The sequence below is a fragment of the Salinivibrio sp. PR919 genome (assembly GCF_001995355.1).
GTDB classification, from domain to species: domain Bacteria; phylum Pseudomonadota; class Gammaproteobacteria; order Enterobacterales; family Vibrionaceae; genus Salinivibrio; species Salinivibrio proteolyticus.
Genome location: NZ_MUFL01000025.1, coordinates 1 through 13,659, shown reverse-complemented (window position 1 = coordinate 13,659; position 13,659 = coordinate 1). Strand labels below are relative to the sequence as shown.

Genomic DNA, 13,659 nt, shown 5'->3' with positions numbered 1-13,659 from the left:
CGAGCGTATTGGGCTGAAACTTAGCCAAGATCAAATAAGGCGCAGGTGAGGATTAATTTATCGGCATCACGCGATTGCGGCCGAGTTTCTTAGCGCTGTATAAGTGCTTGTCAGCACGATGAATGAGATCTGACGCAGACTCACCCGTTTCATTATCGTACTCCGCAACGCCAATCGATACCGTGATATGGTCGAGCGTGTTGCCACGGCGTCTATCTTTGATAATCATCCGGTCGATAGCGGTGCGTATCGTTTCAGCAATACGCTTGGCGCCATTGAGACGTTTTTGCGGGATGAGCAAAGCAAACTCTTCGCCGCCATAACGAAAGGCTTGGATGCCATCACGACAGTAATCGCTGAGGCGCTTGGCCACTTGTTTTAGCACGGTATCGCCAATCACATGGCCATAGGTGTCGTTGAGCTTTTTAAAGTGGTCAAGGTCAATCATGGCGAGGCAAAAAGGCGGCGTGAGATTGCTGTCGATATAGGCGGTGAGTTCTCGGTCGAAGGCACGGCGGTTTAATAGGCCGGTTAAGCCATCATGCGTGGCTTGCTCTGTCATTTCTGCCAGCGTCTGTTTGAGCTGAGAGATCTCTTGCTGCGCATCACTGAGCTGGTGCTTGAAGTAGCGGGTTGACTGGGTGAGAGAGTGCGAGTCTTTAACCACGTTACGCACGACCGCGATGGTCTCATCGATAGACAAGCCTTCCTCTTCCACCCGCGCAAGCTGTTCGAAGGTACGATCTAACACACTCTGGAAGGCATCGGTGTCTTGCAACGTATCCGACATCGAGTGGCTCATCTCGGTCATCATCGACTCGAGGCTTTGCTTGAGAGCGCTCATGTCTTGGCTGTGTTTATCGGCGACGTGTTTTTGGTAGAGCATGTCGCTTTGCAGCGGACTGCAGGTGCCATGATGCGTGAGCGTGTCGTCTACATCCGCATTGAGTTGAGGATCGGTATCCGCGACATAGGTGTACCACAATGCGTAGTTGGTAGGGGTGGTGGGCACCTTGTATTTCATCATTAACGGCACGGCTTTCTTTAGAAAACCGGTCGATTGTTGAAACTGATCATCCGACATGGCTACGTTGATACTCCCTGTCCGGTCGGGGGCCGAAAAAACACGTTATTATCAGTGTATACCCAAATTTAGGGTGCTGGCAGTGCGCGAGCCAAAAGTGTGTGCCTGTAGGCCAGATTGGCCTACAGGACATTGATTTAGAGAAAGAAAGGACTGGGCTGGAACAGGCGCTCTACGTCTGGAATGTATTTTTTATCGACCAAGAACATCACCACATGATCGTCTTGTTGGATCACGGTTTTATCGTGTGCAATCAAGACTTCTTCGCCACGTACCACTGCCCCGATGGTGGTGCCGGGGGGCAGTTTGATATCGCCAATCTCACGGCCCACGACTTTGGATGTTGCAGAATCACCATGAGCGATGGCCTCGATGGCTTCGGCCGCGCCACGCCGTAGCGATGACACATTGACGATGTCACCACGACGCACATGGGTTAGCAGGGCAGAGATAGTCGCTTGTTGAGGCGAGATGGCAATATCGATCGCGCCGCCTTGTACCAAGTCGACATACGCACCGCGTTGAATCAGCACCATGACTTTCTTTGCCCCAAGGCGTTTGGCCAACATGGCAGACATGATGTTTGCTTCATCTTCGTTGGTCACCGCGATAAAGACATCGATTTGGTCAATGTGCTCTTCGCTCAACAGCTCTTGATCGGAGGCATCGCCACAAAATACCGTGGTATCTTCCAGCAACTCAGAGAGGTGTTCGGCTCGGGCAGGATCGCGCTCGATAAGCTTAACGCTGTATTGGCGTTCAAGTGCCATGGCTAGGCCTGCCCCGATATTCCCGCCCCCGACAATCATGATCCGTTTGTAGGGTTTTTCGAGGCGTTGCAATTCACTCATTACGGAGCGAATGTGGTTACTGGCGGCGACAAAGAACACTTCGTCATCGGCTTCGATAATGGTGGTGCCTTGCGGGCGAATGGGGCGATCGCGACGGAAGATAGCGGCAACACGGGTATCGACGTGCGGCATATGCTCTCGCAGCGCCGACAAAGCCTTTCCGACAAGCGGGCCGCCGTAATACGCTTTGACGGCGACTAAGCCCACTTTGTTATCGGCAAAACCGACCACCTGCAGCGCCCCGGGATATTCAATGAGGCGGCGAATGTAGCGGGTGACGAGCTCTTCGGGCGCAATTAAATGATCGACCGGACAGGCCTCGCGATTAAACAGCTGATCTTTGACTGCCAAGTACTCTGGGCTGCGGATCCGGGCGACACGATTAGGTGTATTAAATCGGGTATACGCAACCTGACAAGCAATCATATTGGTCTCGTCAGAATTGGTGACCGCAACCAACATATCAGCATCTTGTGCGCCAGCTTCTTGCAGCGTTGAGGGATGACTGGCATAGCCTTGCACCACGCGCAGATCGTATTTGTCTTGCAAGTCACGCAGTCGTTCAGGCGCACAATCGACAATGGTGATGTCGTTGTTTTCACCCACCAAGTTTTCTGCCAAGGTGCCGCCGACTTGTCCGGCGCCCAAGATGATGATTTTCATGTTATTAACTCTCCCTGCTTGGCACTTAGGTCAGTGACTTTTCCAAGCATGCGTAGTAAAAGCCGTCCATGTCTTGCTCGCCGGGTAAAATCTGACGTCCCGGCACCTCTGACGAGCCGGTGCGCAAGTTGGCATCAGGTGTACGGGCGAGAAAATCACGGATTTGATGGCGATTTTCATCGGGTAAAACAGAACAGGTTGCATACACAAGGGTACCGCCCGGCTTAAGCTGCTGCCACATTGCATCCAAGATTGCCGCTTGGAGCGTGACGAGGGCGGCAATGTCGCTATCACGGCGTAACCATTTGATGTCGGGGTGGCGACGGATCACACCGGTTGCCGAACAGGGTGCATCAAGCAAAATACGGTCAAATGCGGGACCTGAATGCCAAGCGCTGGGTTCGCGAGCATCGGCTTGTTTCACCGTGGCATTAAGCCCCAGTCGAGCAAGGTTCTCTTTGACGCGGCTCAATCTTTGCGCATCGGCGTCAATCGCGGTGACATGGGCGCTCGGTTGGTGCTCTAAGATGTGGCAGGTTTTTCCGCCCGGTGCCGCACAGCAATCAAGAATCGTCTCGTCTGCTTGCGGAGTCAGGTAGTCGATGGCGAGTTGGGCTGCGGCGTCTTGAACGGATACCCAACCTTGGTCAAACCCCGGTAAGCGCGAGACATCGCACGGCTTGGTCAATTTGATTGCATCACCTGCTTCAACGAGGCACTCCCCATCAATGCCCGCTTCTTTGAGTAGTGCAAGATAGGTATCAGGGCGATGGTACTGACGATTAACCCGCAGCCACATGGGCGCTTTTTGATGGTTGGCTGCGACAATTGCTTGCCATTGCTCGGGATAGGCTTCTTGTAACCGCTTGAGTAGCCAACTGGGGTGGCAAAACTCGCCGGCGGCATTGGCGGTACTGGCTTCATCTAACGCGGTTTGCTCGCGTTGATATTGACGCAAGATGGCATTGATCAACCCACGAAGTTGAGGGCGCTTGAGTGTTTGGGTGGCGTTCACGGTTTCAGCCACTGCTGCATGCGCTGGGATGCGCATATAACCTAATTGATACAAGCCGACCAGAATGAGGTGATGGAAGACACGTTGTTTGCCTTTCAGTGGCTTATCCATCAAGGATTGCACGATTTGCTCAAGGCGTGGCAACCAACGTAAGGTGCCATAACACATCTCTTGTAATAAGGCCGCGTCACGCGGTGCGATGCGTTGCTGGGCTAAAGGCAGTTGTTGTGACAGGGACTGACCCTGATCGACAACTTGATACAGAACGCGGGCAGCCGCGGCTCTTACATTCATGCTGTTACCTACATTGCAGCCAAGTGGCGAGTAGTATGCCACCAAGGGGCGTTAACCAATAAAAAAGGCCAGTGGACTGGCCTTTGAATGACGATGACACGGGAAACCGTGTTCATTATAGCTGTGTACCAATCTCAAACCATTCACGGCGCGCGTTGAGCAGCTCATGGGCTTGCATAGCTTTTTTACCGGGAGGCTGAAGCTGTGTTAGCTGGAGTACACCTTTGCCGGTAGCAACCTGAATACCGTGCTTGTCGGTATTGATCACTGTGCCAGGTGTGGCGTCGACATCAATGTCGAGCACATTGGCCTGCCAGACTTTGATATTTTGCTCTCCCAAGGTGAAGTAGCTGACTGGACGTGGATTAAAGGCGCGAATGCAGCGTCCGATAAACGCAGCATCTTGTGTCCAATCAATTTTGGCTTCTTGCTTGGTCAGCTTCTCGGCATAGTTGGCTTTGGCATCGTTTTGTGGCTCGGCAAGAATAATGCCGTTGGCCATGTCATTGAGACAATCAATCAAGGCTTGGGGCCCCAATTCTGCCAAACGCGTATACAAGCTGGCACTGGTATCGGTTTCTTCGATAGGCAGCGTGGCGATTTTTAGCATATCGCCGGTATCAAGGCCTTCGTCCATCTGCATGATGGTGACACCGGTTTCGGTATCGCCCGCCCACACGGCACGCTCAATTGGCGCGGCGCCGCGCCAACGTGGCAAAATAGAGCCGTGGACATTCACACAGCCCAATCGCGGTGTATCCAATACCGCTTTGGGCAGGATCAGCCCGTAAGCGACCACGACCATCACGTCAGCGTTTAAGGCTGCCAGTTCCGCTTGCGCTTGTTCATCACGCAGCGTGCGGGGTTGATACACGGGTAAGTTATGCTCAAGCGCGAGCTTTTTCACTGGGCTTGCCGTGAGCTTCTTGCCTCGGCCTGCCGGTTTATCTTCGCGGCTATAAACCGCAATCACCTCATGCTCGCTGTTGAGCAGGGCTTGCAAATGGCGCGCGGCAAAATCCGGCGTGCCCGCAAATACAATACGCAGCGGTGTACTCAAAGTGACCTCAGCTTGCTTTTTGGTTAGCGCGTTTGATTTTTTCCATCTTCTGCTTGATGCGTTGACGCTTCAATGGCGAGAGGTAGTCAACAAACAGCTTACCTTCTAAATGGTCAAGCTCATGCTGGACACAAATGGCCAACAGGTCGTCAGCATCAAACTGATATGGATTGCCGTCGCGGTCTAACGCTTTCACAGTCACTTCGGCAGCACGTGGCACTAAGGCACGGGAACCCGGTACGGACAGGCAGCCTTCTTCGATACCGTCTTCGCCACGTTTTTCGATGATCTCTGGGTTAATTAACACCATAGGGTCATCACGGGTTTCAGATATATCGATCACCACGATACGTTGGTGAAAATCCACCTGAGTCGCGGCGAGACCAATACCGTCTTCGTCGTACATGGTCTCGAGCATGTCGTCGACCATTTTTTGGATCTCAGGCGTCACTGCTTCGACCGGCTTGGCGACGGTGCGAAGACGCTCATCTGGGAATGTTAATACGTTCAATAAAGCCATAACGTCTCATAAAAATTGAACTGTGCCGAAAGCGGCACGGGGTAATTGGGTTAATTCTAGACATTTTGACAGCCAATTGACAGCATCAGCATCATCCGTCTGGTGAGGAAGACATTGATGACAAGAAAGCTATTCAATCTCGCCGCCGCTGGGCTATTGGCTATCGCGCTACCAGTACTGGCAGCCAGCTCTGCCGAGAGTCAGCGATATGTGGTTGAACGAGGGGATACCCTGTGGGATATCGCCGCTACCTTTTTCGATAACCCTTGGCAATGGCCTGAAGTGTGGTACGCAAATCCGACCATAAAAGATCCCAATCTTATTTATCCCGGCGATGTGCTCACCCTCACATGGCAAGCGGGGAAACCGACCGTTAGCTATAAGCCTAGGCGTGCGATTGCAGCAAAGGGAGGTTCGCCTAAGACGCCAGCGCTGAGCAGTGTCGATCCTATGCTGCTGCCGTACTTACAGCAGGACATGCTGGTTGAAAAAGCGCGTTTGGTGGCGCTGCCTCGCGTCCTTGGCTCGGCGGATGGGCGTCAATATCTGTCAGTGCACGATACCCTGTATGTGGATGCGTCGCTGAGTGCTAAGGATTGGCAAGTGTTTCGGGTTGAGAAAACCTTTTTACGCCCTGCGACGTCAGAGGCTAGCGCCGAACCTACCGCGATGGTGAGCTTAAAACATGTGGCTGATGGACGCATCCGTGCGAGAAGTGAAGGGCGCAGTGTGATGACATTGACTCGGGTAGTGCAAGAAGTGCGCCCCAATGATGTCTTGTTACCTTTACCCGAGAACACGCATCCGCGCTTTTGGCCCCAAGCGGCTCAAACTGATGCCACATTATTGGGGCATCTGTATGGCAGTGAGTATGTCGCGAAYGGTCAGCTTGTGGTACTTGATAAAGGCGCCAATGATGGCGTGACAGCCGGGCAAATGTTTACTGTCACTGAAGCTGGTGCCAACGTATTAAATGGCCCTGGTGAGTATCGCTATCAAAACGCCAGTGACAGTACTGCGCAGCCGATGACCGCCTTGCCTGATGTGACGGTGGGACAAACCATGGTGGTTCGGGCTTATCCGTGGGTCAGTTTGGCGGTGATCACCCAAGCGCGTCAGCCAATTAAAGCCGGCATGCATGCGGTGCCACCGTCCCCTCAACTGGCCTATGCGCGATAAATCCCTGCGAGGGTGGTTGATACTGACCCAAGTGCCGCGGTTGCGCGTTTCGCAGCGACGCGCGCTGTTGGCCAAAGTGCCCATCGATGCGTTGAGTGAGCAAACTGCTCATGATCTTGCCGCGGTTGGTTTAACCGCTGAGCAATGTCAGGCTATCACGCATCCCAATCATGCCATGATTGAGCGTAGCCTTGAGTGGGCGAGGCAAGAGCATTGTCACCTGATTGGCTTTGACCACCCAGCTTACCCTGCATTACTCCGAGAAATCGCACGGCCGCCTTTGCTCTTGTATGTGCAAGGCGATCTGGCTTGCTTGGCGATGCCTCAATTGGCGATGGTGGGCAGTCGTCACGCGACCCCGCAAGGCTTAGAAACGGCGTATCAATTTGCTAAACAACTGGTTGAGCATGGTGTTGCGATTACCAGTGGGCTTGCGCTCGGTATCGATGGCCGAGCACACAAAGGTGCTCTTGAAGGTCACGGTAAGACATTGGCGGTGCTAGGAAGCGGGCTTGCCAATGTGTATCCTGCACGACATCGCGCATTGGCCGAGCGGATTGAAGCACAGGGCGCACTGGTTTCAGAGTTCTGGCCAGAGGCACCGCCAAGAGCCGAACACTTTCCGCGGCGCAACCGGTTGATCAGTGGCTTGTCGGCAGGCGTATTAGTGGTAGAGGCCGCGCCACAAAGTGGATCGCTGATCACGGCACGTTATGCACTTGAGCAAAATCGTGATGTGTTTGCGATTCCTGGGCCCATTGACCAAGTCCAGTCGCGTGGATGCCACCAATTGATTAAACAAGGGGCCACACTCACAGACTGTGTCGATGATATCTTGCATGAAATTGATAGCCTGATAAGCTTCGCCGCGTGTCAACAAACCGAATTATTTAGTGACGCGCCTAAGTTAGATACACATGAAGGATTGCCATTTCCTGAGCTGTTGGCTAACGTAGGTACTAAAGCGACGTGTGTCGACGTACTGGCTGAGCGCTGCAACCAACCGGTTCACGAAATCATGATGCAGTTGTTAGACTTAGAACTCCAGGGGCTTGTAGCAGCAGTACCCGGTGGCTATGTCAGAACGAGGAGGGGCTAGCCATGATGGACATTCTTATGTACCTGTTCGAAACCTACATCCATAGCGATGTGGAAGTGATGATCGATCAGGACGAGTTAGCAGATGAATTGTCCCGCGCGGGTTTTCATCAAGACGATATATATAAAGCCCTGAACTGGCTTGAAAAGCTGGCACAGTTGCAAAATGCGGATAAACAGCCTTACCTATCAGGCAGTGCCCAAAGCTCGATCCGAATCTATACCGAGCAAGAAACGCGCTTTATTGACCAAGAAAGCCGAGGCTTCCTCTTATTCTTGGAGCAGGCTGGGGTGCTTTCACCGGAAACGCGTGAAATGGTCATCGATCGGGTGATGGAACTCGAGACCCAAGAATTTGGTCTTGATGATCTAAAATGGGTTATTTTGATGGTGCTGTTTAACGTGCCTGGTAACGAACGTGCGTATACACAGATGGAAGAAATGCTGTACGACGCACAAGAGGGATACGTGCATTAACGCTTATCAATGACAGTAAAAGGTGTGAATGAGTAAAGATAACACCCCGAATACCCACGAGCGCTGCCCGGAATGTGGCAGCGCTCTTGCGTTTAAATCGGGCAAACGAGGCCCGTTTCTGGCCTGTACGGCCTACCCAGACTGCCACTATACCAAAGCGTTACATCATGGCGATGGCCATGTAGTAAAAGCCCTTGGCGTGGCTTGTCCGGCGTGTCATCAGGGAGAATTGGTGTTACGTCAAGGTCGATTCGGTATGTTTATTGGCTGTGATCAGTTCCCGCAATGTACGCATATCGAAAAACCGGATGAACCGGATCATACTACCCTCACTTGCCCTGCCTGCCACAAAGGTGAGCTGGTGGAGCGCACCTCGCGTTACGGCAAGCGCTTTTTTGCCTGTGACCAATACCCGAAGTGTCATTTTGCGGTAAACGCACAACCGATAGCCGGCACCTGCGAGCAATGTGGCTTTGCGCTGCTGGTGGAACGCAAGAAAGGCGGCAAGACGGTGCATCAATGTGCCGATAAACCCTGCAGCGCGATTCAAGGTGAATCGGCTGCAGAATCGGAGAGCGAAGGCTAATCGGTTTGCGCGGCGAGAGCTAATGCCGCCGATTTCAAACCGTGAAAAGCATCATCGGGGAGGTAGCTGGCGAGACTGGCTAACTTGGTGGCAAGCGCCGCGTTCGATGTGGCCGTGACATTAATATGACCCACTTTACGCCCCGGACGAGGCGTTTTGTTGTACCAATGCACATGGGCATCACGATAGGTCGCAAGCGGGACACTGCCTTGGCCTAAGATATTAATCATCGCCGTTGGCTGGATTAAATCGGTCGGGCCAAGGGGTAAGCCGCTGACCGCGCGCAGGTGGTTTTCAAATTGGCAACACGCGCTACCTTGCTGTGTCCAGTGACCGGAGTTGTGCACCCGAGGCGCTATCTCGTTCACCAGCAAGCTGCCGTCCACATCAAAGAATTCCACCGCGAGTACCCCCACATAGTTAAGCGCGCTGGCAATCTTTTCCAACATGTCCGCCGCCTGTGTTTGCAAGGCATGCTCATCCGGGCGCACCACAGACAAGGTTAATATCCCATCATGGTGGTGGTTTTGGGTCAGGCTATAACTGGCAAATTCACCATTCGCGCCACGCACACCAATCAGTGACACTTCTCGGTCAAAAGGGATCATGGCTTCGGCAATGATGGCTTGGCCATCGCGTTGCTCTGGCGCGGTGAGAAAGGCGTCGAGCTCGGCCCATAATGCGTGAAGATCATCGCCGTCACGATAGCGCCACTGTCCTTTGCCGTCATAACCATCCAAGGTGCTTTTGAGGACCAAGGGGGCCCCCAGTGCGTCGACCGCCTTTTCTAAATCGGCCTGTGTATACACCACTCGGTATGGCGCATTGGCGACACCTGCTTGCATCAGCAGGGCTTTTTCAATTTGGCGGTCGCCACCGGTTAGAATCGCCTGAGCACTGGGGCGTAACTTCCCGCTTTGCTCGCATTGGTGCAAGATATCAGCGGGGATATGCTCAAATTCCGCGGTGATAATATCTGCGCCGGCGATAGCCGTATTGAGGCCGTGCCCTAGTGGTTGCAGCGTCAGTGGGTGAATAATGTCGCCACTACGCACATCATAGGCGCTGACGATAAGATTGAGCGGTGCGCCGGCCAAGGCCATCATCCGGGCCAGTTGTCCCGCACCTAACACCAGAATATTCATGGCCTTACCCTTGTGGATTGGGTTGAGCGAGAACGGCTTCAGTTTGCGCTTGGCGAAACGCATCCACTTTTGCCATCAAGTCAGGGTCGGCCGTTGCGAGAATTTGTGCGGCAAGGAGGCCTGCATTCGCGGCGCCTGCGTCACCAATGGCGAGCGTGCCCACTGCCACGCCCTTGGGCATTTGAGCAATAGAAAGCAATGAGTCCATGCCCTTTAACGCTTTTGACTGGACCGGCACGCCGAGCACCGGCAGGCTGGTGTGTGCGGCGGTCATCCCAGGCAAATGGGCGGCCCCCCCAGCGCCGGCAATAATCACTTTAATCCCGCGCTCGGCCGCTTGTTGGGCGTAGTCGGCAAGTAACTGTGGTGTGCGATGGGCAGAGACAATACGGGTTTCGTAAGGGATGGCAAAGTGATCCAACATAGCCGCTGCATGTGTCATGGTAGGCCAATCGGATTGCGAGCCCATGATGATACCGACAGTCATAATACGTCCTTCTTGATGACAAGCGTGAATAAGATAAGCTGAGCGTGACGCGAATTATACCCAGATTTCATCGCAAGGAAAACGTTTGCGTAAGCGGTGGGGGATGAAATTCCGTCAAGATCCCAGTGCTTGGATCAGGTAAAGTAAGCACATAGTCTCAGTAACAAAGGATGTGAGCGTGGCACACGGTCAGTCGACAATTGATAAGCAAGCCGTGAAGGCTTTTTTCCTCCAACTTCAAGATGATATTTGCCAACAGCTTGCGCAAGAAGATGGTCAAGCGCATTTTATTGAAGATGCGTGGGAGCGTGAGAAAGGGGGCGGTGGTCGCAGTCGCGTCCTGCGTCAGGGCCAAGTATTTGAGCAAGCGGGAGTGAACTTCTCGCACGTATTTGGCGATCAAATGCCTGCCTCGGCGACCGCGCATCGCCCAGAGCTCGCCGGGCGCTGCTTTGAGGCCATGGGGGTGTCGTTAGTGATCCACCCTCACAACCCGTACGTGCCGACCTCGCATGCGAACGTGCGGTTTTTCATTGCTGAAAAGGAAGGCGCCGATCCTGTGTGGTGGTTTGGCGGTGGCTTTGACCTCACGCCTTTCTATCCGTTCGAGGAAGACTGCCAGCATTGGCATGAGACCGCCAAAGCCTTGTGCGCGCCCTTCGGTGATAGCGTGTACGCTGATCACAAAGCATGGTGCGATCGCTATTTTTATCTGCCCCATCGCGATGAAACCCGTGGCGTCGGCGGGCTTTTCTTTGATGATTTGAACCAGTGGCCATTCGAGCAGTGCTTTGCCTACACCCAAGCGGTTGGAAAAGGTTTTATCGATGCTTACCTGCCGATTGTACAGCGCCGCAAGGCAACGCCCTATGGTGAGCGTGAGCGAGATTTCCAGCTTTACCGCCGCGGACGCTATGTCGAATTTAACTTGGTGTATGACAGAGGTACGCTATTTGGCTTACAAAGTGGTGGGCGTACCGAATCTATCCTGATGTCGATGCCGCCGATGGCACGTTGGGAATATAATTGGTCACCCGATGAAGACGCGCCGGAAGCGAGACTCTATCGCGACTATCTTAAACCGAGGGAGTGGTAACGGATGACCGATCGTTATTGCGTGGTAGGCCACCCGATTGGCCACAGTAAGTCGCCGCAGATCCACGCCGCATTTGCGACGCAAACCCAACAAGACATCGACTATCAAGCCATTGAGGCGCCGCTTGAAGGCTTTGTGACCACCATGCAGGCGTTYTTTGCGCAAGGAGGGTGTGGCGCCAATGTGACCGTGCCTTTTAAACAGCAAGCGTATGAATGGGCTGATACACTGACAGAGCGTGCCCGCCGCGCCGGTGCCGTGAATACGCTGGTTAAGCAAAGCGATGGTTCCCTACTGGGTGATAATACGGACGGGGCAGGTTTGGTAACTGACTTACACTACCACCATGTGGCACTGCGCGATAAGCGCATTATGGTTGTGGGAGCAGGCGGTGCAGCAAGGGGTGTGTTGCTTCCTTTACTGGAGCAAGAGCCAGCATTGCTGATGATAGTGAATCGCACCGAGCAAAAAGCCCAGCAATTAGCCGCTGCATTTGGTGAGGCCGGACCGATCGCCTGTCATGCCGTGGATAAAACTATGGCGGCGCCGGTTGATGTGATCATTAATGCGACCTCGGCAAGCTTACATCAAAGCCATCCCCCTCTCCCGCAAGGAGCGATTGGCCCAGCGACCACTGTCTATGACATGGTGTATCAAGCTGGCTGTACAACCAGCAACCAATGGGCGCAACGCCAAGGAGCAGGGCGATGTTTAGACGGCTTGGGCATGCTGGTGGAACAAGCGGCGGAAAGCTTTGCTATATGGCGTGGCTGTCGGCCACAAACCGAACGTGTGCGCGAGCAGTTAAGAGAGGCACTCAGTCGATGAATCAATCCCTTATTCTGGCTGCGGACGAAGCGCAGGTCGATACCGTAAAGGCGCGTGTTTGTTTCTACGGCCAACTTAATGGTGCGTTGTTAACATGCGCTGTCCGCTTTACCACCTTATCTGCGCTCGCCGGCTGTGCGGTAGACTCGGATAATGCGCAGGCGATTGTCGAACAGGTTTGGTTTGATATTGAAGAGCAAATGGAAGCAGCCATCGAATCAGAAGCGTTTGAACCCGATGGCAGCTTGGTGATCTAGTGCTCGCAGCGGTAGATGTCTTTAGTGTCGACATAGTTTTGCGCTGAGCGTGCAAAATAGGCACGCTCTTTGTCAGTGAGGGGGCGAACCTGTTTGACCGGTGAGCCAACATACAGGTAGCCGCTCTCTAAGCGTTTTCCCGGCGGGACTAAACTGCCAGCGCCAATTAGCACTTCATCTTCAATCACAGCGTCATCAAGAATAATCGTCCCCATTCCCACTAGAACTCGGTTGCCAATCCGGCAGCCGTGTAACATGACTTTGTGGCCGATTGTCACTTCTTCACCGATGATCAGCGGGTAACCTTGTGGGTTTTCGGCATTTTTATGGGTGACATGAAGGACTGAGCCATCTTGCACATTGGTCCGTGCGCCAATCTGGATATGGTTCACGTCACCACGTGCCGCCACCAGCGGCCAAATACTCACATCATCGCCTAGCGTAATATCGCCAGCCAATACACTGGATTCATCAATATAGACGCGTTCGCCCAGCTGAGGCGTCATGCCTTTATAAGCGCGCAGCTGTTTTGCCATCACAAATCCCTCTTTATATCGCTATACAATGTCAGATAACGCTGACTTTGGTACCAGTTTTACACCCTAGCGAGCAAAAAAACAGCGAGTGACAGTTTTTTTCTAAAAAACCACTAAAAAGGGGTTGCCAATCTGATCAGCTTCCCTATAATGCGCCTCCATCGACACGGCACACAGGGCAAGCGCTCAGCGGCCATGTCGGGGCAAAAAATCAAATAAAAATAAACGCTTGACGTCAGTTTTTAAATGATTAAGATAGCCCACCTACTTAACGCCGGCAACGCGTTAGGGGAGTCAAAAAGAAGTTTTGTTTTCGCCGGCTGGCATCAACAAAAAGATAAAATTTCTTCTTGACTTCATCGGCAAGGCGAGTAATATACGCAGCCCTGACCGAGCGAAGCAACGCTTCGCAAGTCAACGCTCTTTAACAATTTGACCTATGCAATCTGTGTGGGCACTCGTTGAGAATAGACAAAAAGATTT

Annotated in this window: 14 protein-coding genes and 1 pseudogene; 7 read left to right on the top strand and 8 right to left on the bottom strand. The window is 53.1% G+C overall.

The genetic code is table 11. From position 1 onward, the window contains the following. Nucleotides 1-52 precede the first annotated feature (52 nt). From BZG83_RS06790 to def, 5 genes and pseudogenes are all read right to left on the bottom strand, one after another. Nucleotides 53-1,084, bottom strand: coding sequence for a GGDEF domain-containing protein (locus tag BZG83_RS06790; RefSeq protein ID WP_077479872.1), 1,032 nt, complete (start codon nt 1,082-1,084; stop codon nt 53-55). 137 nt (nt 1,085-1,221) lie between these two features. Next, nucleotides 1,222-2,604 (bottom strand): annotated as a pseudogene (trkA, locus tag BZG83_RS06785) (Trk system potassium transporter TrkA); the annotation flags it as partial. 19 nt (nt 2,605-2,623) lie between these two features. After that, complete coding sequence (rsmB, locus tag BZG83_RS06780) at nt 2,624-3,907, bottom strand: 16S rRNA (cytosine(967)-C(5))-methyltransferase RsmB (RefSeq protein WP_077479870.1); 1,284 nt, start codon at nt 3,905-3,907, stop codon at nt 2,624-2,626. A 115-nt stretch (nt 3,908-4,022) separates the two neighbouring features. Then, nucleotides 4,023-4,967 (bottom strand): methionyl-tRNA formyltransferase, encoded by a 945-nt coding sequence (gene fmt, locus BZG83_RS06775; RefSeq protein WP_077479869.1) that lies wholly within the window; start codon nt 4,965-4,967, stop codon nt 4,023-4,025. A 7-nt stretch (nt 4,968-4,974) separates the two neighbouring features. Further along, a complete protein-coding gene (gene def, locus BZG83_RS06770) occupies nt 4,975-5,487 on the bottom strand; it encodes a peptide deformylase (protein WP_077458105.1) in 513 nt (170 codons plus the stop codon). A gap of 117 nt (nt 5,488-5,604) precedes the next feature. On the opposite strand from def, the gene BZG83_RS06765 reads away from it, so the two are divergent. The 4 genes from BZG83_RS06765 to BZG83_RS06750 are packed head-to-tail and all read left to right on the top strand — an operon-like array spanning nt 5,605 to nt 8,827. Further along, a complete protein-coding gene (locus BZG83_RS06765; RefSeq protein ID WP_077479868.1) occupies nt 5,605-6,666 on the top strand; it encodes a LysM peptidoglycan-binding domain-containing protein in 1,062 nt (353 codons plus the stop codon). Next, nucleotides 6,626-7,765, top strand: a complete 1,140-nt coding sequence (dprA, locus tag BZG83_RS06760) for a DNA-processing protein DprA (protein WP_241828276.1) — start codon at nt 6,626-6,628, stop codon at nt 7,763-7,765. The genes BZG83_RS06765 and dprA overlap by 41 nt, the downstream gene beginning before the upstream one ends. 2 nt (nt 7,766-7,767) lie before the next feature. Further along, complete coding sequence (locus BZG83_RS06755) at nt 7,768-8,241, top strand: DUF494 family protein (RefSeq protein ID WP_046074885.1); 474 nt, start codon at nt 7,768-7,770, stop codon at nt 8,239-8,241. 28 nt (nt 8,242-8,269) lie between these two features. Then, on the top strand, nt 8,270-8,827 hold the full coding sequence (locus BZG83_RS06750; RefSeq protein WP_077479866.1) for a DNA topoisomerase family protein: 558 nt from the start codon (nt 8,270-8,272) through the stop codon (nt 8,825-8,827). Here the strand turns inward: BZG83_RS06750 and BZG83_RS06745 are convergent. Both BZG83_RS06745 and purE read right to left on the bottom strand, forming a co-directional pair. Beyond that, nucleotides 8,824-9,972: a 5-(carboxyamino)imidazole ribonucleotide synthase gene (locus BZG83_RS06745; protein WP_077479865.1), complete on the bottom strand. Its 1,149-nt coding sequence runs from the start codon at nt 9,970-9,972 to the stop codon at nt 8,824-8,826. The genes BZG83_RS06750 and BZG83_RS06745 overlap by 4 nt on opposite strands. A gap of 4 nt (nt 9,973-9,976) precedes the next feature. After that, nucleotides 9,977-10,459, bottom strand: a complete 483-nt coding sequence (purE, locus tag BZG83_RS06740) for a 5-(carboxyamino)imidazole ribonucleotide mutase (protein WP_069362358.1) — start codon at nt 10,457-10,459, stop codon at nt 9,977-9,979. Between the two features lie 178 nt (nt 10,460-10,637). Between purE and hemF the strand changes: the two genes are divergently transcribed. From hemF to BZG83_RS06725, 3 genes are read left to right on the top strand one after another with little or no spacing between them, the layout of a single operon-like run. After that, nucleotides 10,638-11,555 carry an oxygen-dependent coproporphyrinogen oxidase gene (gene hemF, locus BZG83_RS06735; RefSeq protein WP_046074889.1) on the top strand — a complete coding sequence of 306 codons (918 nt, stop codon included), beginning with the start codon at nt 10,638-10,640 and terminating at the stop codon, nt 11,553-11,555. Between the two features lie 3 nt (nt 11,556-11,558). Continuing rightward, nucleotides 11,559-12,383 carry a shikimate dehydrogenase gene (gene aroE / locus BZG83_RS06730; protein WP_077479864.1) on the top strand — a complete coding sequence of 275 codons (825 nt, stop codon included), beginning with the start codon at nt 11,559-11,561 and terminating at the stop codon, nt 12,381-12,383. Beyond that, nucleotides 12,380-12,640, top strand: coding sequence for a DUF1488 family protein (locus BZG83_RS06725; RefSeq protein WP_158011500.1), 261 nt, complete (start codon nt 12,380-12,382; stop codon nt 12,638-12,640). The genes aroE and BZG83_RS06725 overlap by 4 nt, the downstream gene beginning before the upstream one ends. On the opposite strand, the gene BZG83_RS06720 is transcribed toward BZG83_RS06725, so the two are convergent. Next, entirely contained in the window at nt 12,637-13,176 is a 540-nt protein-coding gene (locus BZG83_RS06720; RefSeq protein WP_021022715.1) for a gamma carbonic anhydrase family protein, read from the bottom strand. The genes BZG83_RS06725 and BZG83_RS06720 overlap by 4 nt on opposite strands. Nucleotides 13,177-13,659 lie beyond the last annotated feature (483 nt).

Coding starts and splice junctions, on each gene's coding strand:
- dprA (WP_241828276.1), top strand. CDS start 6,626: ATGCGGTGCCACCGTCCCCTCAACTGGCCTATGCGCGATAAATCCCTG.
- purE (WP_069362358.1), bottom strand. CDS start 10,459: ATGACTGTCGGTATCATCATGGGCTCGCAATCCGATTGGCCTACCATG.
- BZG83_RS06720 (WP_021022715.1), bottom strand. CDS start 13,176: ATGGCAAAACAGCTGCGCGCTTATAAAGGCATGACGCCTCAGCTGGGC.
- def (WP_077458105.1), bottom strand. CDS start 5,487: ATGGCTTTATTGAACGTATTAACATTCCCAGATGAGCGTCTTCGCACC.
- BZG83_RS06755 (WP_046074885.1), top strand. CDS start 7,768: ATGATGGACATTCTTATGTACCTGTTCGAAACCTACATCCATAGCGAT.
- BZG83_RS06725 (WP_158011500.1), top strand. CDS start 12,380: ATGAATCAATCCCTTATTCTGGCTGCGGACGAAGCGCAGGTCGATACC.
- BZG83_RS06745 (WP_077479865.1), bottom strand. CDS start 9,972: ATGAATATTCTGGTGTTAGGTGCGGGACAACTGGCCCGGATGATGGCC.
- rsmB (WP_077479870.1), bottom strand. CDS start 3,907: ATGAATGTAAGAGCCGCGGCTGCCCGCGTTCTGTATCAAGTTGTCGAT.
- BZG83_RS06750 (WP_077479866.1), top strand. CDS start 8,270: ATGAGTAAAGATAACACCCCGAATACCCACGAGCGCTGCCCGGAATGT.
- BZG83_RS06790 (WP_077479872.1), bottom strand. CDS start 1,084: ATGTCGGATGATCAGTTTCAACAATCGACCGGTTTTCTAAAGAAAGCC.